General features: G+C 65.4%; 20 protein-coding genes and 2 pseudogenes. 2 read left to right on the top strand and 20 right to left on the bottom strand.

All coding sequences use genetic code 11. The annotated features are described in order from the left end of the window. Window positions 1-29: 29 nt before the first annotated feature. From BW996_RS19860 to BW996_RS19780, 17 genes are all read right to left on the bottom strand, one after another. The gene (locus BW996_RS19860) at window positions 30-1211 is read right to left on the bottom strand and encodes a vWA domain-containing protein (RefSeq protein WP_076459071.1); all 1182 of its coding nucleotides are present in this window, start codon (window positions 1209-1211) and stop codon (window positions 30-32) included. After that, window positions 1208-2404 (bottom strand): ATP-binding protein, encoded by a 1197-nt coding sequence (locus BW996_RS19855; protein WP_206539505.1) that lies wholly within the window; start codon window positions 2402-2404, stop codon window positions 1208-1210. The genes BW996_RS19860 and BW996_RS19855 overlap by 4 nt, the downstream gene beginning before the upstream one ends. After that, the gene (locus tag BW996_RS19850; RefSeq protein ID WP_139330971.1) at window positions 2404-3810 is read right to left on the bottom strand and encodes a hypothetical protein; all 1407 of its coding nucleotides are present in this window, start codon (window positions 3808-3810) and stop codon (window positions 2404-2406) included. The genes BW996_RS19855 and BW996_RS19850 overlap by 1 nt, the downstream gene beginning before the upstream one ends. A gap of 5 nt (window positions 3811-3815) precedes the next feature. Then, entirely contained in the window at window positions 3816-4193 is a 378-nt protein-coding gene (locus BW996_RS19845; protein ID WP_051631754.1) for a hypothetical protein, read from the bottom strand. Window positions 4194-4222: 29 nt separating this feature from the next. Next, window positions 4223-4738 carry a protein-tyrosine phosphatase family protein gene (locus BW996_RS19840; RefSeq protein WP_037480165.1) on the bottom strand — a complete coding sequence of 172 codons (516 nt, stop codon included), beginning with the start codon at window positions 4736-4738 and terminating at the stop codon, window positions 4223-4225. A 19-nt stretch (window positions 4739-4757) separates the two neighbouring features. Continuing rightward, window positions 4758-5846, bottom strand: coding sequence for an ADP-ribosylhydrolase MavL family protein (locus BW996_RS19835; RefSeq protein WP_051631755.1), 1089 nt, complete (start codon window positions 5844-5846; stop codon window positions 4758-4760). Window positions 5847-5940: 94 nt separating this feature from the next. Then, window positions 5941-6798, bottom strand: coding sequence for an SIR2 family NAD-dependent protein deacylase (locus BW996_RS19830; RefSeq protein ID WP_206539506.1), 858 nt, complete (start codon window positions 6796-6798; stop codon window positions 5941-5943). Further along, the gene (locus tag BW996_RS19825; RefSeq protein ID WP_139330969.1) at window positions 6795-9113 is read right to left on the bottom strand and encodes an AAA family ATPase; all 2319 of its coding nucleotides are present in this window, start codon (window positions 9111-9113) and stop codon (window positions 6795-6797) included. The genes BW996_RS19830 and BW996_RS19825 overlap by 4 nt, the downstream gene beginning before the upstream one ends. Then, window positions 9020-10093 carry a helix-turn-helix transcriptional regulator gene (locus tag BW996_RS19820; protein ID WP_037480166.1) on the bottom strand — a complete coding sequence of 358 codons (1074 nt, stop codon included), beginning with the start codon at window positions 10091-10093 and terminating at the stop codon, window positions 9020-9022. The genes BW996_RS19825 and BW996_RS19820 overlap by 94 nt, the downstream gene beginning before the upstream one ends. A gap of 266 nt (window positions 10094-10359) precedes the next feature. Next, window positions 10360-11034 (bottom strand): hypothetical protein, encoded by a 675-nt coding sequence (locus BW996_RS19815; protein WP_037480167.1) that lies wholly within the window; start codon window positions 11032-11034, stop codon window positions 10360-10362. 55 nt (window positions 11035-11089) lie between these two features. Beyond that, window positions 11090-11290 carry a hypothetical protein gene (locus tag BW996_RS19810; protein ID WP_037480168.1) on the bottom strand — a complete coding sequence of 67 codons (201 nt, stop codon included), beginning with the start codon at window positions 11288-11290 and terminating at the stop codon, window positions 11090-11092. A 111-nt stretch (window positions 11291-11401) separates the two neighbouring features. Continuing rightward, a complete protein-coding gene (locus BW996_RS21480) occupies window positions 11402-12091 on the bottom strand; it encodes a CRISPR-associated endonuclease Cas1 (RefSeq protein ID WP_076459069.1) in 690 nt (229 codons plus the stop codon). Between the two features lie 248 nt (window positions 12092-12339). Beyond that, a complete protein-coding gene (locus BW996_RS19800) occupies window positions 12340-12666 on the bottom strand; it encodes a nucleotidyltransferase family protein (protein ID WP_051631757.1) in 327 nt (108 codons plus the stop codon). Beyond that, window positions 12659-13084, bottom strand: coding sequence for a nucleotidyltransferase substrate binding protein (locus BW996_RS19795; RefSeq protein WP_037480170.1), 426 nt, complete (start codon window positions 13082-13084; stop codon window positions 12659-12661). The genes BW996_RS19800 and BW996_RS19795 overlap by 8 nt, the downstream gene beginning before the upstream one ends. 188 nt (window positions 13085-13272) lie before the next feature. Beyond that, complete coding sequence (locus tag BW996_RS19790) at window positions 13273-14313, bottom strand: replication initiation protein (protein ID WP_051631758.1); 1041 nt, start codon at window positions 14311-14313, stop codon at window positions 13273-13275. Between the two features lie 180 nt (window positions 14314-14493). Continuing rightward, window positions 14494-15510 (bottom strand): ParB/RepB/Spo0J family partition protein, encoded by a 1017-nt coding sequence (locus BW996_RS19785; protein WP_081838029.1) that lies wholly within the window; start codon window positions 15508-15510, stop codon window positions 14494-14496. Window positions 15511-15527: 17 nt separating this feature from the next. Continuing rightward, window positions 15528-16724, bottom strand: a complete 1197-nt coding sequence (locus BW996_RS19780) for a ParA family protein (RefSeq protein ID WP_139330968.1) — start codon at window positions 16722-16724, stop codon at window positions 15528-15530. A 434-nt stretch (window positions 16725-17158) separates the two neighbouring features. Between BW996_RS19780 and BW996_RS19775 the strand changes: the two genes are divergently transcribed. Next, window positions 17159-18508 (top strand): replication initiation protein, encoded by a 1350-nt coding sequence (locus BW996_RS19775; RefSeq protein ID WP_076459068.1) that lies wholly within the window; start codon window positions 17159-17161, stop codon window positions 18506-18508. Window positions 18509-18517: 9 nt separating this feature from the next. On the opposite strand, the pseudogene BW996_RS22340 reads toward BW996_RS19775, so the two are convergent. The 3 genes and pseudogenes from BW996_RS22340 to BW996_RS21840 form a co-directional block, all read right to left on the bottom strand. Further along, window positions 18518-18769, bottom strand: a pseudogene (locus BW996_RS22340) (integrase core domain-containing protein); the annotation flags it as partial. A gap of 66 nt (window positions 18770-18835) precedes the next feature. Further along, window positions 18836-19135: pseudogene (locus tag BW996_RS22335) on the bottom strand (IS66 family transposase); the annotation flags it as partial. A 38-nt stretch (window positions 19136-19173) separates the two neighbouring features. Further along, window positions 19174-19686, bottom strand: coding sequence for a DUF6444 domain-containing protein (locus BW996_RS21840; RefSeq protein ID WP_037480174.1), 513 nt, complete (start codon window positions 19684-19686; stop codon window positions 19174-19176). A 380-nt stretch (window positions 19687-20066) separates the two neighbouring features. Here BW996_RS21840 and BW996_RS22550 point away from each other — a divergent pair. Then, a partial coding sequence (locus tag BW996_RS22550; protein ID WP_217694728.1) for a plasmid recombination protein occupies window positions 20067-21265 on the top strand: 1199 nt, incomplete at its 3' end.

Here is a 21265-nt window from a genome sequence, read left to right as displayed (position 1 = left end):
GACTTGCCAGTTCGCTGGCTTGCTGTTGCTCATGTCGACTCCTTGTACAAAGTCAGGGTTTCACCCCATTCGACCGGTGCAGTCGCCAACTCAGGCAGGACCCACATTACCGGGTAGGGTGGACTTTTCTGGGGCGCACGCCCCTTGCCATCGGTGAGGAAGATCAGCGCATCGGGTGGATCCTGGGCCGCCAAATCAAAGGGCGGGCGCAGATCCGTACCGCCGCCGCCACGCAAGCGCATGCTGGCGAGCGCACTCAAATCTTCGCCGGATCGGAATGTGCGGGCCCGACGGATACGGGTATCGCATTCGACCAGAGTCAGTTCCAGCGCGTGATCGACGCTCATCAGTTCGGTGATCTCTGCCATGAACAGCGGCAGCAGCCGGCGGGTGCTACCGCTGGTGTCCAGGGCGAGCATCAGACGCAAGCCGTCCGGGCGCAGATCTGGCAGCCACAGGCCGCGATGCCAATGGCGGCGAGAGGGGCGCTCCCATCCGCGACGCCGCGCCTGCCGTCCGAGCATGAAATCCCGCAGCACGACACGCCAAGGCAGTCGGGCCGTGGCAGGCGGAAGATCAAGCAGTTGCGCCAGTCCATCGGGAAGATCACCCTGGTGGCGGTGCTGCTTGAGCGCGTCGCGCAGTCGCTGCTGCCATTGTGCTCGCAGCAGCTCATCCATCGGTTCGCCCAACCCTTCGGGCAGTTCATGCAAATCGAAGGAAGTCGGCAGATCCCGCGTCGATCGGTCGAGTAGAGCGCTGTAGACCTGCTCGGCACTGCAGCCGCGCAGCGAGGGGAAAAGCACGGCACCCGGCGGCAGTTTGAATCCATCCTGGACCAGCAGCCAATTCACTTCATGGTCGATGGCCAGGTTCCAGCGCCAAGTCTGGCGATTCTGTTGCCGCCCCAGATGCCCGGCGACGCAGTGCCAGACCTCATGCGCCATCACGAACAGACGTTGCGCAGCATCCAGCGTGGCCAGAAAGTTCGGATTGAAGTAGATCCTGCGCCCATCGGTGGCAGCGGTCGGCAGGCGTGGATCGAGGACCAGCTCGACGGCCAGATGCAGCGTCAGCGACGCGGTGAAGGGGTGCCGCAGCAAAAAAAGCGAACGATCTTGCTCAAGCTGCTGCAACCAGCGCCGGCGTCCGGCATCGTCCAGCTCGGTGAGGGCAGGATCAGACGTGCTGCCGCAGGGAATCGGCTTCAACGACGCCTCCGCTGATGTGGGGCGGCCGATGCAGCAGGCAAGGCGTCGTGGGTCACCAGCGCTGCACCATGGTGCTCGGTCCAATGGGTGTAGAGCGGGTGAGAGAACAACGCGCGGGCCTTGTCTCCCTGCGGATCCTCCTGCTCGATATGCTTCAGCGCTGCCACCATCGACATCACCGCAAAGTCGCTGCCAAAGGTCAGCCCGGCGCGCAGGAAATGGGTCAGCCGCAGCTCGCGCTGTTCCACCGGCCCGCTCCACAGATGCTGGGCCAGTCCAGTGGCCACGGCGTGGCGCAGATCCATGCGCTCGGGCAGGTCAAAGGGAATCTCGCCAAGCAGCATCGCATCCAGATCAGGCAGCTCCTGGTGCAGTCGCATGAAGGCGAGAAACTCGGTGGCCGCTGCGGTGCCCACGAGGCCGTGCACCAACAGCTCCAGGCTGATGGCATCGAGGCCATCACTGCGGGTCAGCACATGCGCCACCCGCTCCCAGCTGCGCGGGCTGGGCCAGCCCCGCTCGATGCTGCCACTCATGTCGAGAAAGCAGTGCGGGCGATACTTCAGGAAAGCGATCACCATCGGATGCAGCTCACGCTGCTGCGCCCAGGCGATCCAGCCCGGCAGATCCACCTTGAGCTCAAGGTGACAGAAGCGGTTGGCCAGTGCGCTCGACAGCGGCTGGCTGACAGCCCGGTCTTCGCGCCGGTTGCCGGCCGCGCAGATCAGCCAGCCCGGTGGCACCTGGTAGAGATCGCCCAAGCGCCTGTCCAGGATCATTTCGTAAGCGGCCACCTGCAGCATCCGGTCGGCCGAAGTAAGCTCATCGAACAGAAGGATGCCGCGGCTGTTCGGGTCACGCGGCCATTCGGACGACAGCAGCCAGCGCACCTGATCGCCGTGCGGAACCGGCAGACCACGCAGATCCACCGGTTCGCGCTGCGACAACCGGATGTCGATGAAGCCGATTCCCTCCTGCGCGCACAGCTCGCGGATCACCGTGCTTTTGCCGACGCCAGGGGCGCCCCAGATCATCAGCGGCGCCATGCAGGCCGCACCGCCGGGCTGCTCGAGCTGGCGCAACTGGTGGCGCAGCAGCTCCCGCACCTGCGTGATCGTGGCCGAGGGCGCCAGGGCCGCTTCTTTGCGGGACGAGCTGGACTCATCGTCGTGCATCAATCGAGGCAAAGACATCAGGCGGCCTTCCAGAGGGTGTGAGGAAAAGGGTGGTCCGGGGTGGATACCGGCTGGAATCTGTCTGGCAGTCGGCCACTCAGGATCAGGATCTGGGCCAGCTGCCCGAACTCGGGGCCTGACAGCAGGGAGTCCCCCTGGTGGGGTGGATCAGCCAGCAGCCGCACCAGATCGCAGCGGACCTGGACCGGGTCGTGCCTGATCTGATGGGCCAGAAGCGCCAGGACCTGGCACCGGGGCAGATGCTTGAGCAGAAAGTCGTGGGCAGCCCGGCGCAGCGGGGGATGACAGCGCACCGGTGTGGCGTCGGCTTGCAGCATCTGGATCGAGAGACGAGCCAGATGCTGGCGTGTCAGCAAGGGCATCGGCCTGTGATCGCGAGCATGAACCAGCATCGCTGCGAAGAATTCCGGGAAGGCCGGCTGATCCTGGCCGCTGTGCATCCACCACTCCAGCATCTGCTCGAGGATGTCGGTCTGATAGCAGAGGTCAGCGGCCATCGCGTCGCCCATACGGGCGGCCTCGGGAAGATGACGACAGCCCTGCCACAGCAGCCAGTCGGCGCGCCAGCCATCGGCCCCAAGATCGGCGGGCATGCTCCAGCGCCAAGCCGAATGATGACCGGCGCGCCGGCGCGACGAATGCACCATCAGCCGATGGGCCAGTCTGCATCGTTGCTTCCAGACCGTCGCAGCGTCTATGCCCGACTGCAGCGTCTTCAGCAATGTCATCAGCACGCCGGGCAGCAGATCGTTCGTGTACATCGGCAGCACATGACAGAGCAATGCCCAGGCGTCCCGATCACCCGCAGCACAGGCCTGCTGCAGCCGCCGAAACGTGCCGTCATCGATTCCCGCCATCTCGACCGCATCGAGCGACAGGGGCACATGCCCAACGCACCAGACTCGCGTGCCCGTCGCCAGAAGGGTTTTCTGCAGATGGAGACAGTGCTCCAGCCGCAGCCGCGAAGGCTGGCGCAAGACCAAGGCCTGCAGGGGGCTGTCGGTCAGATCGATCTGGCCAGCCGCCAGGTCGATCTCAACCCCAGTACGAGCCCCGCTGCCTCCGCGCAGATTCAGGCGATCGGTCGCAGCCGTGCCGGTGATGTGCGCCAGCTGCTCGCAGCCAGTGATCTCGATGCGCCCGACCGGAGCGTGCAGTTCCAGCCGCTGCAGTGCGGGAGCCTGGCTGATCTTCAGCCGCTGCAGCGGCACGTCACAGCGCAGTTGCTGCAGCTCCGGAAGATCGATCAGCAACAGCTGCTGCAGATCCGGGCTGTCGCACAGATCCAGGGCGCGCAGCGTCGGATGAACGATGCGCAGCACGGTGGCCTGCACATCGCAGACCCGTGCACCACCGGCTGCGTCAGGCTGCGGGCTCAGGATCTGTTCGGTCCGGTGCCGCATCGGCATCAGCCCTGAGGCGGCACCGGCACGGTCTGCTCATGCTCCGCCTTGCCTTGCAGACCGTGGAGCAATTCCCAGACCTCGCCGTAGACATGGGCGCGCTCACTGCCCTGGGTGCGCCAGACCCGACTCTTGAAGTTGTCGTAGTCCAGCGCCTCGATGGCGCGACTCATGGCCCGAGCCACCGCCTCGCGCGGCGCGCGTGCCCGGTAGCGATAATCGTTGCCTCGGGTGACGAGAATCTCGCCGAGCTCCGGCAGCCAGTGCTCGCGCAGGTTCTCCAGGTCGGCCTGATTGCGCGAGCGCACCGTCAGCATGCCGTCGGAGCCATCGTTCGGCTTGCAGACGATGCTGAAGAAACCAATCGGGGTCAGCAACCACATGGGTAGGTCTCCTGTTGCAAAGGTGGAGGTCAGGCGGCACGGCCGCGGCGGGCCCAGCCCATGACGTAATCGCGCTGCTCGGACGTTTCAGGTGATTCGGGGCGGCGCCTCGATTTCGGGCAGGTGGCCCACAGCCGTGCCAGCTGATCGAGTGCTGCCTGACCGCTCAGCCGGTGCTGCTCGGCCAGCCAGCATCCAACGATCACGCCCGTGCGGCCGATGCCGCCCCAGCAGTGCAGGTAGACCTGTCGCCCGGCGGCAAGATGCCGCTCGATCGCGTCGAGTGCACCTTGCGTGACCGCATCGCTGGCGGGCACCGAGACATCAAGAATCGGATGCCGCTCGTGATGGATGCCTTGCGGCAGCAGATGGGCGTAAGGTGCAAGCTCGTTCTCCTCGGTCAGGTCGATGAAGGCCTGAACGCCCGCCTCAACCATCGCGTTCACCTTGTGGCGGGCCGCCTCCTCATCAGAGGCGCCGGGATATTCGCCGGCGTGAAAGCGCCCCGGCAGGATCTCGTAGCTGTAGAAAGTCGGAACGGTCATCAGTGCCTCCAGCGTGGGATCAGTCCAGGGGATGGACGCAGACCTGCGCCGCGGTGACGGTGAAACACAGCCCGTTCTTCTTGATCACGGCTTCCCAGTTCGTGAATTCGGCCGGCGGCCGGTACATGAAGCGGCGCGTGTCGTACTGCCCTTCGACGCCGGTCATCTGGTGCATCGCCGTGGTGGCAGCCGCTTTCACGCCGTCATCGGTGGAGCGACTACCCCCGTAGAAGTCGTTGCCCGGCCAGGACACATGGTCCCAGGCCACCACGCTGAACAGGTCGCAGTCGGAGAAGTCGTCGCCGGCTTCCTCGTAGTCGCGGGGCGCGCAGAGCTGGGGCGTGTCCGGATGATCCTGGAGCGCACGGACCCGGAGCATCGTGGCGCCGAACTGGTCTTGGCTGTCGGGCGTGCTTCTGTAGGGATCGAAGCGCACCAACGCCACATGGGTCAGCCGTGCGGCATGCTTGTGCAGCAAGGCCTTCAGTGCTGCGATCAGGTGCGGTTCGATCTGCCCCTTGAATTCACCCGCAAACTGACCGCAGCCCAGTCCCGGCACCGTGATCAGGGCACGACGACCGCGCCGCGCAGCTTCCTGGTCGGCGTGCAGCAGCACCGGCAGCAGCCGACGCTCGTAGAGCTGGACGAATCCCGGGCCATGCAGTGCGTTGTCGCGCACGACCTCGTTCCAATCCGCTGGCGCGCAGTAGTTGCCGTTGTCCAGCAGCGCACCCGGCGTGAACAGCAGCGTCGCCTCGAGCGGTTCGGCATGGATGTTCGGCTGACGGTGCGTGCCGTCATCATGCACCTGCACCGGCATGGCCACGCTGATGTCCCCCAGCAGGCCGAGCTCTCGCAGAGACCAGTCGGAGCCATCCCCGCAGACGGCACTCTCGGCAAAGATCTGGGGCTTGCGGGTCAGGAACAACGCCTGAAGCATGGGAACCAGGTGGTCTGGTGCGCCTGCGGAGCCCAGCACGTCCGCCAGACGGGCGCCGGGTTGGTCTCGGTCTGCGCGCAGATCCTGGGCGTACTGCTGGATCCGCTGTGCCGTCAGATCGCTCAGCAGCACCGTGTAGCGGCGGGTATCGGACATCGTGTTGCTCATGAAGGCACCTCTTCTTTGTTGACGAGTGACGCCCCAAGGAAGCCAAAGGGCGAGAGAAACATCGGATTCAGAACGCCAGGCTTGACGTTCGTTCTCATGCGGAGATCGGTCCCGGCATGCGTTCATGGATGCGGCGCAGCAGCTCCAGCGCACCGCCTTGCAGGCTGGGCCCGTGGCCAGGGGGCAGACGCGAGCCGTCGGGGTTGAGCCGGATCCAGCGCACCCCGGGCCCCCTGGACAGGCGCTGGGCAAAGCTGCGCACCGAAACGATGGCCGAGCCCGCGCCGATCTCGAGCACCACCAGGCGGCAGCCCCGGACCTGCGTCAGCCAGTCGTCCAGCGCGTCGGCCTGGCGCTCGAAAGGCGTCTCGACCCAGGCGGCATCGTCGAACATCAGGATGGCCGGCCGCGCCACCGCACCGCAGTCCGGACAGCGCGGCAGCTCGCTGATCAGCCGGCACTGGGCCTCGTCCACCTCGGGCTGGACGCTGTCGGCCGACCAGACCCGCTCGCCGCAGGGGCGACTGCACTGCAGCAGGTGGATCGAGCCATGGCATTCATGCACGTGTGGCAGGCCAGCCCGCTGAAACTGCCCATCGACATTCGAGGTGAAGACCCGCCCGCCCAGCGCCCGTTCGGCCATCCAGCGCTTCAGCAGCGCAAAGCCCTCGTGCGGCACGGTCTGGCGGTACAGCGCCAGGCGATGGCCGTAGAAGCCCCAGGCTATACGCGCATCACGGCGGAAAGCCGCCGGACTGGCGATGTCCTGGAAGCGCAGGCGCTGGCGCCCCAGTGCCGGATAGGCGCGCCAGAAACCCCGAGTGCCACGGAAGTCAGGCAGGCCGGAATCGACACCCAGACCGGCGCCGGCGGCAATCACCAGGGCGTCTGCCGCATGGATCTGCTGGGCGACGTCGTCGATCAGAGGCAGAAGAAGATCGAGATCGGTCACGACAGCATCTCCTGCATCGGGCTGGCACCACGTTCCAGCGGGCCCAGAAAACCGATGCCCCGGTGACTGCGGCCCTGACGCATCTCGCAGATCTGCGCCAGACGCTGGACCAGATCCTGGACATCGCGAGGCGCACTCAGCCGGCCGCCACGCCGCACCGAGGCAAAGTCGCCGGGCGTGAGTTCCTCCAGCGCCGCCACCCGGGCCAGGCAGGTTTCGTCGACCGACCAACCCCAATGCTGAGCCAGGTCCTGCAGCATCTCGCGCGCCTGGGTCGGCTTCAGCGGACCGAAGCGGATGCAGACATCGAAGCGGCGCAGGGCCGCACGGTCGACCTGATCGATCAGGTTGGTGGAGGCGATGAAGACGCCATCGAAGGCTTCCATCTGGGTCAGCATCTCGTTGACCTGCGTGATTTCCCAGGACCGCTGCGCACCGCGACGATCCATCAGGAAGCTGTCGGCCTCGTCGAGCAACAGCACTGCGCCTTCGCGCCGGGCCTGATCGAACATCTGTGCGATCTGCCGCTCGGCCACACCGACATAGGGCGACAGCAGATCCGAGGCACGCCGCACCAGCAAGGGCCGGCCGACCTCGCGGGCCAGGTGCCGGCCGAACTCGGTCTTGCCCGTGCCGGGGAGGCCCCAGAAGCAGAGCCGGCCTGCCCCCTCGCGCACCAGGCCGTCGCGCAGCCTCTGCAGGTCGGTGTCGGCGTGCAGCCAGTCGATCCGGTATGCGCCCTGGGCGGCGGAGCGGGACGGCAGACGGTCCATCTGCATGGCATGCAGGGTGTTGTTCATGACCTGGGTGAGGATCTGCTCCGGCCCCAGGCTGCAGGACTCGGTCCCGGCCACCGTGGCACAGACGCGTACCGCGCGTTCGATGAGCCCTGGCGCCAGACCTTCGTGGCGCGATGCCTGCTCGATCCAGGCGGGTGGCAGCGGCAAGGCATGGGTCTGAAGATGCCGCTCCAGCATGCGCCGGCGCACCGCCTGCGGCGGCACCTCCATCTCCAGCACATAGTCGAAACGGCGCCGATAGGCGAAGTCCAGCCCCTGCAGATCGTTGGTCAGCCAGAAGGTCGGCACCGGGTTGTGCTCGAGCGCATGGTTGACCCAGCCCTTGATGCCGCTGCTGTTGCTGTGACGCCCCTGACGATCACTCGACCAGTACTCGAAGACATCGTCGACCTCATCGAAGATCAGCGCTGCGGGGGTCGTGCCGCTCAGCAGGTTCTGCGCGAAGCGGAAGGATTCGAAGCGGGCCTTGCCGCCATGCGGCTTGCCGTCGGGCTGGCGCACGGGGATCTCCAGGGCCTGCAGTCCGGCCGCCTGTGCCAGCACACGGGCCAGTTCGGTCTTGCCCGTGCCGGATCGCCCGTGGATCAGGATGTTGATGCCGCGGCGGCCCTGGCGCACGGCCGCCTCCAGATAGGTCGACAGGACGACCAGGTTCTCGCGCAGATGAGCGAAGTCATCCAGACCCAGGGGCGATGCAGGCGCCGGGGTGACGGCGTTCGGGAACAGATCGATCAGATCCTTGTTCTCGACCCACAGCGCTTCCGTCAGGCCGCTCGGCAGGTCGATCTTGAACTCGAAGGTGTACGAGCGAGCATCGTCCATCGTCAGCAGCGCGCAGCGACACAGCCGCGACGTGGCACTGAGCGCCTGCTGAATGTCGGCCATCGACCGCGACAGGCCCGTCGACAGCAGACGCACGGTCTGTATCCGGTTCAACTCGCCTGCGGCGTTGAGCATCTCATGCAGTTGGCTGCACAGGCGCTGCAGCACGACGAAGTGCAGCAGTTCGCGCTCGACCGCTGTCAGGCCGAAGCGATCGCCAAGGCGGGCGATGTTGATCGCCAGCGTGGTGTCATCAGGCAGTTGGGGCGCAAGGGCTTCGAGCCGGGCGTGGGCCTCCTTCAGCGCGGTGATCGCCCGCTCGATGCGCGGCGCCTGTGCGCCCTCGTCGCTGTCGCCATCACCGACGGGCAGCTCAGCAAGGCTGTCCCGGAGCTGTTGCTCGACATCGTCCAGCGAGAACAGGATGCGCAGGATCCAGAGCTCCAGCACGGGCGCATAACGCTCGTCGAGCCCAAGACTCGCCACTTTGATGAAGGTGAGGCCGTCTGCGTTCGTGTTCATCGTGCGATCCGCTGATGTGTCCATATGTGTCAGTGTCTGCAGAGGTGCGACAGAACACGTCGCACCCGATGCGCGCCTCAATCGGGCTCGAATCGCTCCGTGAACGGCATCACGAACTGACCGTCGTAGATGTCGAGCGCCTGCTTCAGGCCCTGGCGGATGTCCTCGCACAGCGCCGATGGCGCCAGCACCTGCACGTCCGCGGACCGGCCGAGCAGCCACCAGCGCAGCTCCCAGGTATCGGCCACCGTCACCTGCACATGGCGGCGGCCGTCGTGCATGGACTCGATCTCCTGATCCGGCCCGAGGGGGGCTTCCCGCAGCATGTTGGCCATCATCTGGGAGCAGGCCAGGGACAGGTTCAGGGGCGGATCGTTCGGGCGCATGCCGAACTGGGCCTGACCGCTGGCGAGCCAGCCGTCCAGCGTCCATTCGGGGTCAGGCAGGATGACCGGCTGCCCCGTCGAGCGGGCCCGGCGAAACCGGTGCAGCGCGTAGAAGCCGGGGGGCTTGCGCCAGCCCTGGGAGGCGATCAGATAGGTGATGCTGCCGCGCAGCACCATGCCCAGCGGATGAAGGATGTAGCGCTGTGAGTGCACCCGATCCGGGGTGATCGGTGACACCCGTGCGTAATAGACCTCGACCTGCTCGCCCTTCAGCAGCGCGTGGGAGAGGATGTTGTGGATCCTGTCGTCCACTTCCGGCGCCAACTGCATCAACCCCGGTGAGACCACCCGCACCTTGTCCACCCAGCGCGGCATGCCCGCCGGCCCGTCGATCTTCTTGAGCTGCCGGCGAGCCTCCTCGAAGACGGTCTCGAAGCTGTCGGCCATGTGGCCGGGCAGTGCGGTGCGCAGGTGCTTTTCCGCCAGCGCCACCATCAGCGCCTCGTGGGCATTCATGCCACCAATGCCCTGGTCTGCCTCGACACCCCACCGCCAGCTGTGCGGCTTGCTGTTCTCGTTGACTTCCAGCGGAAAGTGCTCGCGCAGCATCTGCAGGTCTCGCTGGACCGAGCGGATCGTCACGACATGACCTCGCTCGGCCAGCCGTGTGTGCAGCGTCTGTGCCGACACATAGGAACGCCTGGGAATGGCCTGCAGCAGGTCGAGCAGTCGGGTCAGGGTCTTGGGCTTGGATTGCGCGGGCATGGCGGCGATCGGTCGGGAAGGCAGGGGGCACGACCCGCGTGCGGGTCACGGTCGGTCGATGAGGCCCGAAAAAGCCGTCAGCGCCGCACCGATGAATTCGACCGTCACCCGGAGCCGCTGAAGCGGATCGGTGGGGGTGGCAGCACAGTGTCTTTGCCCGTCAGCCCGTGTGCCCTGCGCCGCAACGTTGCCGCCAGACCCGCCCGCCAGAAAAAGCACAACCCGCTCTCGTCGCCGAGAAGCGGGTTTCGGAAGATCTCTTCAACTCATGGAGGTGGGTCGTCCGCAGGCGACAGCTCGACTCGCCACACCACGGACCCGCGGTTCAGCGTTCGGACGCGCTCCCATCTCAGCCCGTGGCGAAAGAACACCTGCACCGAAGTGTCGCCGTGACCCGCCGCCTGCAGCGCCCGGATCGACGTGTTCGATCCGTCGGAGACGATGAGTGCCGGATACGCCACTTTGCGCTTGATCACGTCCAGAAGATTCGACAGCGGCGCATGGTGCTTGTGCCGGTTGGCAAGAAAGAAGACGCCGGACCCACCCTCTCCCAGGCTGTCGCCGCGATGAAAGAAGACCCCCAGGGACTCGTCGGGCATTTCGTGCAAGGCGTACTGACCGAAGCCACGCCGAAAGACGACATCGATTGTCCGCCCGGTGGCCGCGTGGACATACTGGCTGTGCCTCCAGGCAGGCTTGATGTGGCGGTAGTGTCTTTGCCCGTCGAGGAAGACGGGACTGATGCCGCTGCGCAGCGGTCCCTCGATGAGGACCGAGTCCGGATCTTCATGCCATCCAGCGGGCTTTCTGACCTCGAAACGGCTGAATTGATACCGGATGTCGACAAAGACGAAGGTCTCCATCTGCTGCCCAAAGTGCTCGATGGGCCCGACCACGTCCGAGCCAGCGCAGGGGTAGATGAATGCAGAGCCTTTTTTCATGCTGTGTCTTTCGGTCCAATTCCGTCAGTTCTGAGATCTGCGTTGGCACCACGGTTCATGCCACCGGAATGGCCACGACTCGAGCCCTGGGGTGGGTAAGCGGTGGCGCAAGGTCGCAGGTGCGGATCACGATCCCGTCAGGCACCCGGGGGCAGCCGAACTCGTGGGCCTCGGCGTGCTCGGGCCAGCGGTAGACGCGAACATCGTCGACGCCCGGAGCGATCAGCGCTTGGAGCTTGCGCAGCAGTTGGTGCATGCGGGCCGCCGACGAACACGCTGTACTGCAGCGGCAGGCCCTGATCCTTCATGAAGCGCAGCACCCGCAGGCCGCGATGTACATCGCGAATGGGATGGTGCAGGCTCATGGTCAGGTTCTCCGATGCAGCTCGATGCCATCGTCGGACAGATGGGCGGCCACCCGGGCAGAGGCCAGGCCCTGCGCATGCAGCACGCGCGCCACGGCCGTACTGCGCCACCGTAACCAGCATCGCGGCGGGCTTGCCGCTTCTCCAGCCCAGCGGGCGTAGAAGATCTGGCGACCTGCCGTGCTGAGCAGGCAGACGCCGCCGGATTCCTCTGGCAGGGTGAGGTGGTCCTCGCGCAGCGTGCGGTCGCGCAGCAGCGCCGCCACCCAGGGGTCGATCTCGGCGCGCAGCAGCTCGATCAGGTCGCTGGCCAGCGACTCGCGACCGAAGGCACGGCGGTGGTAGAAGCCCAGCAGCGGATCGAGCGCGGCGGGCGCCGGTTGCGTCCGGCAAAGCCCAGCGCCGGCGGCAGCACCGCGGCCAGGCGGCCGGCGAAGTACGCGCGGGCCTGCCTGTCGCAGCTTGACCTGCACCACCGTCCGCGCCCAGGCGACACACCAGCCGGGATCCATCCCCCGCTGCGCCTGGGCCAAGCGTACCGTGGCCTCGTTGTGGGCCGGGCCGAGCACGATCGCCACGCGGCGCCCGGTGCACGAGCTCAGCGGCACGGTGCTGACCCCCGCTTCGGCCAGACTCAGCAGGAAGAACCGGTCGGTGCTGTCGTCGATAAGCCAGACGATATCGTCGAGCATGCGACGCTTCTCGGCCTCGGTCAGCCAAACCTCGTGCACCGATTTTTGACCCCCAGTGGCATAGCCGCGCAGCGTCTTGAGCGCAGCGGCTCGCCGGCAGGCAATACCCGCGACTCGGCGGTCGGAGCAAGCGGCTCGAACTCAGGGGTCAGCCCAGTCATCCACACCATGCGCCACAGGAAGCCGGTATAGGGGACCGTCGATCAGGCAGGCGGTGAACCAGCAGCGGGCCAACCGCAAGGAAGCGATCAGGGATTCAGCACCACGCCATGCGTGGCAATCAGACCCTGCAGCGACGCGGGCAGCTCATCGAGCACGCACACCTCGACCCGCCATGGAAGATCGCTGTCCTCCAAGTCTGCACGCAGAGACGCCAGGGCCAGGTCGGCCGGCTGTCCCGCCACGGCCAGGTCCAGGTCGGAGTGCGGCTTGACCCCCCGGCTGGCAGGCCAGCCCGCCACACGCGAACCGAAGACCCGGACGGCCACGCCGGGCAGGTGCCGCGCCAGCAGCGCGAGCAGCAGGGCCCGATCGGCCGGCGACAAATGGATCGGCGGCAGCAAGGCCTCAGGCATCGTGCGTCCCTTCGTCGCCGCCACGCCGCTGCAGGGCCTCCAGCAGCGCCTGCGCATCCAGCGCGAAGGCGGGCAGCACGGCGGCGACCTCGGCCGCCTTGCGGGCGTCGTAGGTGTGCGAGGTGATGTTGCGCTTGTCGCGGTAGACCCACCACGGCGCGACCTCGCCGATCAGCCCCTGCTCCGCCCCGGCCCGGATGAGCGCCCGAAAGCTCATCGCGTCCACCTCCGCCGCATTGGGCAGATCCAGCTCCAGCCGCCGCTTGAGCATCTTCCAGCTCAGCTCGAAGGTGAACTCGAAGCGCTGAATGCAGGCGTCGCGCAGCTCCTCGTCGTCCGGCGTGGCTTGCCAGCGGGTGAGGCCGCGCTGGAGCGAAGCCAGGGCACGCGACAGGGGGGTGAGATCGAGGGCGGTCACGAGAACTCCTTCAGGCACTGAGCCACTTCCGGACCCGCAGTGTGTCTTGATCGTCAGGATATTTCTCGGGATTCTTCTGTTGTCGGCGGATTCAACCGGTCGTCGCAACGCCATCTTTCAGGACGAGATGAAGATGGTCTGACCGGCTTCCCTGCTGTTGAACGGATTGAGACGGTCCGGGCGGCGGCTCACGCATCGCCCACCTGCCCCGCGATTTCCAGCAGCTGTTCCGGCGTCGGCCGGTCCCATCCGTCGCCGATGCGGGTCGTGGCGTAGAAGCGCACCATCTCGTGCAGCACCATCGGGTGCTGCCAGCCGTTGGTCTGCAGGCGCTTGCGGATGGTGGGGTGGACGCGGCGCGCCTCCATGTCGAGCAGCAGCGACTGCACCAGGCGATCCTGCTCCGCCGCCGGCAGGGCCTCCAGCTCAGTGACCACATGCGCACGCCGTCGGCGCTGCCATTCCTCATGCCAGCGCGCCTGCCGCTTCTGCTCGGCCAGCTTCAATGCCGCATCGGAAAGATCCCGGCGCGCCGGGGCAGCCGCAGCCGATGAGCGCTCGGGCACCGACGGCGGCGCAGCCTCGGGCGTCCGCCCGAATTCCTTGCTGCGCTCGGCCGCCAGCACGGTGCGCAGGTAGCGCGCCGGATCGCGCAGCGGCTCGGGATAGGCCGAGGCCACGCGCCGCGCCAGCATCTCGACGGCCGAGCGCATCAGCGCGTCGCCGTGCTCGGCATGCAGCTGCGCCGCCGTCAGGTCATCGATCTCGAGCTGGTGCAGCCGCGCCGCCAGCGCCGGATCGATCGCGGGATGCGCACGCGCCGCGGCCGCCGGCCCGCCGGGCTGCTCCCGCAGCCGCACCTTGAACTGGAGGTCCGAGATGAATCGCCCCGACCGGGATTCGACCAGTTCGACCACCAGATCGGTCACCGCGTTGACCTCGGCGAGCGCCGGCTTGAGCACGTCGCGCTTGAAGAAGCGGTATTCCTGGCGGCGGGTCTCGTCGGTCTCGGGCTTGCCGCTCAGCACCGGGCGCCACCAGGACCACGGCTGCCGCGCCGTCTGGCTGACATCGCGGTAGCGCGAGCAGATCTCGTACAGAGCGATCGCCCCATGCGAGCACAGCTGCGCGATGATCTCCAGCGACAGCTTGGCGAACACGCTGGGCCGCAGCAGCTCCTGGCGCAGCTTGACCGAATACGACCACTCGAGCCAGACCTGCCCGCGCACCTTGCGCAGCTCAGCTGCTCGATGAGCCCGCTGACCGCCCAGGTGCCATGCGACGGCTGCAACGTGAGCTCAAATCACCTCACATTGCCAGGGCTGTGGAACCGTTCCACAGCTGTTTCCTCACCCGAGCATGTGGAACCGTTCCACACGGTGGCCGGGAATTCAAGGATGCAGACGGGCTCAGGACCGATCGAGGAACCCTGTCAACAAGTCGAGCAACTCGGCCCGACGCGCAGGGTCGATCGCTCCGGACTCGATGGCGATACGCGCATCACCATGGTCGCCCCAGCGGACTTCCGCACGCCGCCCCTGACGATCGATGCGGACGACTGCCACGGGCGTCGGAGCCGCCAGGTTCATGAGCCGCTCGAAGATGTCCTTCGGCGTCAGGCCCTGGCCTTGCTGGCGCAATTCGCACAGCTGTGCCGCGCGAGCGATCATGCCGTTCGGATCCGCTGCACAGGCATTCGTCAGGGGCTGAGCCCAGCGGAACTGAAGATCCAGCGGAGAAGCAAACGCCTCGACGACGTGCGCGGGCAACTTCGCGATCGAGACCGCCTTGGCCAGCGCACTGTGGTCGACACCCAGCGCAGCGGCCAGCGCACGCTGCGAAGCGAACAGCCCGGAGTCGAGCGCGCGCTGGTACATCACGCCCTGCTCCCAGGCGCTCAGGTTCTTGCGTGCCCGGTTCTCCCTGTCCATCTCGACGAAGAGTTCCTGATCGTTCAGCGGCGCGACCAGCGCGAGAACCGGCAGCGACTCAAGTCGGCAGGCCTCATGGCGGCGGTGACCGAAGACGATTTCGTAGCGAGGTGCCATTTCGCCTGGCCGGGCAGCGACCGTAGCAGCCAGAGGTCGTACCTTGATGGGCTGGACATTGCCGCCGGCATGCCGGATCTCGGCACGCAGCGCGTCGAAGTCCTCGCTGTCGAAACTGGCCTCATGGCGATTCGCCCAGCGGCTGCGGATGATCAGCCGCGGGTCGAGCTTTTGCGCCATCTGGACATGCTCGTCAGGCCCGGGAAGCGGACGAGCAGCAGCGGCAGTGGCATCACGCTCCAGAGCCGGCGTTGCCGCACTGGTGAAAGAAGGCAGGCGCTTGACAGCCATCTCCATGCGGCGCTCGTGCTCGGAGCGGGCATCTCCACCGAGCAGGCCGGAGGGCTTGACGTGAATGGGGCGGGGGGTCGGACTCATGGCAGGAAGTTCTCGATTCAGCCCTTGCGGCGGGAACGCTGGGTGTCAGGAATGACCGGAATCTGCTCGGCCAGCTTGACGTCGTAGAAACCGATCAGCGAACGGGTCAGCTCGATGATGGCCTTGGCCGCCGGCGAGTTGGGCTCGCGCTCCAAGATGGGGCCGCTTTCGGCGTCGCTGTACAGCGAGACCTGCCGCGCGAAGGCTGCATACCTGGGAATGATGCAGGGATCGATCATGCCGGGATAGGCCGCGCGCAGGATCTCCAGCGATGCCTGGCAGGTGGTCTGCCGGGCATCGAAACCGTTGGCGACCAGGTGCACGCCGGCATGCAGGTCAGGGTAGGCGCGATTGAGCTCATGGATGTTGTGCGCCAGCACTTCCATCGCCTTGATGGACTGCCCATCGAGCATGACCACCGCCAGCACGCAGCGCGCCGCATACATCAGCGCGTTGCTGAGCTGAGAGGATCCGGGCGCCGAGTCGATGACGATGACATCGTAGGCCGACCAGAACTCGACATAGCTGCGGAAGAGTCGATCGACCACCGCCTCGCGGTTGAGCACCGTGGTCAACCACGACTCGATGTTGGCCAGCGTGATGTCGCTGGCGATCAGGTCGAGCATGCCATCGGCATAGATCGGTCGCACGATCGACTCGTCGAACACGACCGGATAGCCCTGCTCATGATCACGCAGCGCGTGGCCGACGTGGCGAATCTTCTCGACCGTCCAGTCGATGCCGAACATGCTGGTCAGCGAGGCCTGTGGATCGGCGTCGATCATCAGCACACGATGCCCCTGCATCGCCATGCACGACGCAATGTTGGCCGCGATCGTGGTCTTGCCGACACCGCCCTTGGCCATGCGGCAGTAGATGATCGGAGGCATCAGGTCCAGAGGACGCCAGACCTCCTCCTCGACACCCAGCATCTTCAGCCGCGCCTGGCGAATCTGCAGCGGCGTGTAGAGGTTGTGATACGCGCTGCCCGCTTTCGCCACTCCGGGAAAGAAAGATCGGAACGACTGGGGAGATCCCGCCCAGCGGCAGAGATCCATCGCCAGCTTCAACCGGATGCCCCCGCGCAGCGGCGAAGGCTCCGTCACGTCGTCATCCGGCAGCACCGGTTCAGCATCATTCCGTGTCTCTGGGTTCATTGAGGCGTCTCCTGTTGCCCTGATCAAGATATCATACATTTTTTTGTTGTTGTGCAATAAATCTATTTTCCATGGGATTTCTGCCTTGTATGCGCCATCCAAATGCACCAAAACGTCTTGATGTGAGCTAGATTGAGTGCCATCAGACGCTGGCCGTGAGCAAAGCACCGTCGGCCAGACCTTGACGGGGAACGCGACACTCACCCTCAACCCAGCTCACAGAAGGCAGACATCGACCTCAAAGGAGCTCACACCAGTCCTCAATTTCACTCACATGAAGCCTCAACGGAGCTCACGCAACACCACAATCCGTCTCACGTAAAACAACGCAAGTCATTGATATAAAAGGGTTTTTCAGAACACCAAAATTTCAAAGGTATTCAAATAAATACAACAACAACGCGCGCGCGAAGCACGTCTCCAGAAGCTACAGACGTGCGGAGGAGAAAGCACCCAGCAACAGCGACGGCCAACGCTGTAGAATTGTGAGAATGAGGAAAGAAAAGCTCACAGAAGACAAGGAGCTGGTACGCAAGGCCAATCCTGCGATCGCGATTCGCCCGACGTCAGGAAAGCTGACGCTAGTGTCGCGCCGCATCTACAACCTGCTGCTGTATCACGCACAGCAGCATGCCAAGGACTGCGACGAGTACACGCTGCCCTTGGCACAGGTCGTCGGCAACGTCAGCAGCAGCGAGAACACCGAAGCGATCAAGAAGCGCCTGCGGGAGATGGCCTCGACGACCATCGAGTGGAACTCGAGCACGACGGACGATCTGGCTGATCAGGAGTGGAACATCGCAAGCCTGCTGGCAGCGAAAATCACACCTGCGCGCAAGGGCAGACCGATGATGCTCACCTGGTCCTATGCTCCCAGCGTTCGTCGAGAACTCATCGAACCGAAGCAGTACACACGACTGCTTCTGCAACTGACCTCCCGCATGACGCTCTACAGCGCAGCAGTGCTGCTGGAGATCGGATTCCAGTACCTGTCATCTCCTGGACAGCTGACGATGAGGCAGCCTGTTGACTGGTGGGCAGCAGTGCTGCGAGGACAGCCACTGAGCCGTCCTGTGGACTACCGGTTTTTCAAGCGCGACACGCTGACTCCAGGACTGAGGGAGGTCAATGAGGTTCAGTCGGAGTTCGAGCTCGATCTGATCGAGCATAGAAACGGCCGCAAAGTCGTCGAGCTGCAGTTCAAGGTCATCCGACGATGTGCGGACGCTGCCGCTGAACACGCGAGTAGCGTGGACAATCTGGCGGACAACGGAACCCCGGACGCAACCGACATGCTGTCCAAGCCCTTGAATCTAGAGCTGCTGGAGTCGCTGATGAGCCTTGGCCTGAATGAGCACGATGCGGATCTGCTCGTCAGCAGGCATGACAACGATCGTGTGACTCGTGCAGTCGCCTATGTGAAGAGCAAGCTGGCTGCAAAAAGCCCCATCGACTCCCCTGCAGCCTATCTGCAGCATGTGATCAAGCATGGCTATGCGGACAGCCCGGCCGTTTCCGCACAGACAGAGCAGGTCGAAGCAGATGGTCAGCCCGACGTCTCGGAAGCGGCGCGCCAGGTGGTGTCCCAGGTCGAGAGCGAAGAGAGACGCAGACGCCACGAACGGCAGCTGATCGACGAGGTCCGTGCCGGTTTCGAAGCCTGTCCCGAGCAAGAGCAGAGCTTGCGCATCCATGCCTTTGGCCAGACGCTGCGCGCACCGCGTGAGCGGCAGACTTGGAACAGCCTGGGGCTGGCATCTCGACCGCTGTCCGCACGATTCTTCTGGTGGATGGCTACGCAGGATCCCCGTTGGGAAGAGTCGCAGACTCCTGAAGCGTAAGCTCACCCGTCAAGCAGACAGTTGATTCCCAGAGTCTGCGGCGGTTGTGGTGATCAATCGGGGCATGAACTGCCTGGGTGGCTTGCCGCCCAGAGCGTCATGCGGTCGGTACTCGTTGTACTGGGTCAGCCAGTCGTCGGCGATGGCCTGGACCTGCTCGATGGAATTGAACAGCCAGGCGTCGAGCACTTCGGTCCGGAAGGTGCGGTTGAAGCGCTCGACGTAGGCGTTCTGGTTGGGCTCGCCGGGCTCGAGCGCTTGGTGCACCCGGGTCTGCAGCTTCTCGAACTCTGCCGGGCCGGCACTGCCGGCGGCCCCGGCCCGACCGGCGATGCGCTCGAAGTCGCGCAGCAGGTGCGCCCAGCACACCTGGCGCCGCTCCGGCGCTACGCAGTCGTACACCGCGTAGCGGTCCGTCACCAGCACGCCGGCCGGGCGCTCGCCCGCCAGCGCCTGTGCCACGTAGCGCGCCCGCGAGGGCAGCACCTGGTAGACCACCACCTGCGGCTGCATCGTCGCCCACACCCAGTGCCGCGTCGGCGAGCCCGCCTGGCGCCAGCTCGTCTCGTCCATGTGCAGCACCGCCGCGCTCGAGCAGCTCGCCGGCGCCTGCAGCGCCCACGCCACCACCCCTTGCGCCTGCGAGATCGCCCCCAGGCTGAACCTCACCCCCAGCACCTCGCCCCGATCTGCCCGCGCGGCACCCCGGCCGGCAGCCGGCTCTCGTGCGTCTTGCGGCAGTGCCCGCACACCCCGCGGTACAGCCGGTACTCCTGCACCTCTGCCCGCACCGCCTGCGCCAGGTCCGTCACCTGGTGGCGCAGTGCTCGTCCCGGCTCGACCGGCCCGCCGCACTCGCACACCTCGGGCGGCCGCAGATCGTGCACTGCATCGACCTCGCCCTCGTCCAGCAGCGCCCGGTACGTCCCCTTGTGCCCGGGCTGCGCACCTCGCTTGCGCTCGCTGGCCCGGCGCGGCCGGCTCGTCCCCTTCACGTCCGCCGACGGCGGCTTCGACGAGTTGCGCGAGTCCAGCTTCACCCGCTCCTGCAGCCACGCCACCTGCTCGCGCAGCTGCGCCAACTGCTGGCCCAGCGTGTCGATCACTTCATGGCATTGCGCCAGCGTCTGCGGCTTGGCGGGCAGGTCTTCGGGCTCTGGAGAAGGGGGCGAGTTCATCGAGCCTGACTCTCCCGCCGCACTCGCGCGCTGTCTACGCAGGCTTCAGCGGTTTGACGGGCTTGGCGGGCGTGTCAAGGAGGGGGGGCTGAACACGTACTGTGCAACGGAGCCGGTCGGCCAGCGCCTTGATACGGTGCCAAGATGGAAAGATATCAAGATCATGGGTTCATGAGGGTATCCGTTGCGTATGGCGCGCATGCACCCGGACCTTTCCATGCTGACGGCTTGCATGTGCATCGGAAAAGCACAAAAAAGAACATGAAAAGCGCGATATAGGCAGATCTGCAGCACCGGGGAATGCGATCAGCGATCGCCCGGGCATACGAGAAGTTCGCATCGATTAATATGCCGGCCTTTTCACCTGCCCCGAGCGAAGAATGTTCTTGAACGTGCACGAGAACACGGCTGATTCCAGACTGCCTCACCCTGACGATTTCGGGGTGGGCTTTTGCTTGCGAGGCCAGACCATCACGAGGGTGGATTCGCGTCGCCGCGAGCAGGCGGTTGAAAAGCTGATGGCCGAGCGGGGGCTGTCACGATGCCAGGCGATGCGCCTGCATCGTCAGCAGCGCAAGGACGACATGCGCCCTGCGCGCGACAAGATGCGCGAGGTCTTTCGCCACAACCTGCGGCGCGACCACGAGCACCATCGCTGCCGCAAGCCCATCGATGCGACGCGGTCCGGGCTCAATCAGATCCTGATCGGACCTGCTTGCCCCGACCAGGCCACTGCACACTGGGAGGCTCTGGCCGGTGAGCGGCCCTTCCGCACCAACGGCGTGCTGGCCCTCGAGCATGTGATCCAGTCGCCGCCTGAGCTCGACATTCCCGCTTTCTGGGCCAGCGTCCAGACCGTGCTGTGTGCCCGCTTTGACCATCCGATCTCGTTCGTCATTCACCGCGACCAGTCGCGGGTGCATGCGCATTTCGTGGCGATGCCGATCATCCAGGGTGTCTGGGTCGGCGCGGACGGACTGCGCCTCGCGCATCACCCGGACCGCGTTGCCGAAGATGTTCTTCGCCATCTCCAAGATTCGCATCGAGTTTTCTTTGATGTGCAGGTGCTGGCGCGTCATTCCCAATTGGGTGTCCCCTCTTGTGTCACTGCACCTGACGCTTTCTGCTGCCCAGCAGACTGGCACTCCCTGCTCATGAGTGCGGACGCGCGCAATTCGCACGTCAGTCCTACCCGTTTCGATGCCGGTACGGACTTCTTCAGAGAGCGTGACCTCCAGATAGTGCAAGACCCCGAATTGGCCTGTGAAGACGCGCTGTCGAGCGTCCATGCACTGGGGTACTTCGATTCGCCGGATGCCCAGGGCGATTGCATGAAGCCCGATCCCCTACTTCGGGCTGATGCCGAGCACGGTCTCCAGATACTTCGGGCTCCAGGCGGCCTTCTGGCGCTTGATGTTGAGACTGGTCTTCCTGGATTTTTCCTGCCTGAGCAGGTTCAGGCTCATGCGTCTGAGGATGGCGAAGTTCTCGGCCCCGTCGCCCACGCGGATGCGACAGTCGTCTTCGGAGAAGGTCATGTCCAGCACCCAGTGGCACTGGTTCTCGATGCCCCAGTGCG

It is taken from the genome of Sphaerotilus natans, from assembly GCF_900156335.1.
GTDB classification, from domain to species: Bacteria; Pseudomonadota; Gammaproteobacteria; order Burkholderiales; family Burkholderiaceae_C; genus Sphaerotilus; species Sphaerotilus natans.
Note: the sequence above shows the minus strand (reverse complement) of the source record. Positions and strands in the feature narration are given on the sequence as shown.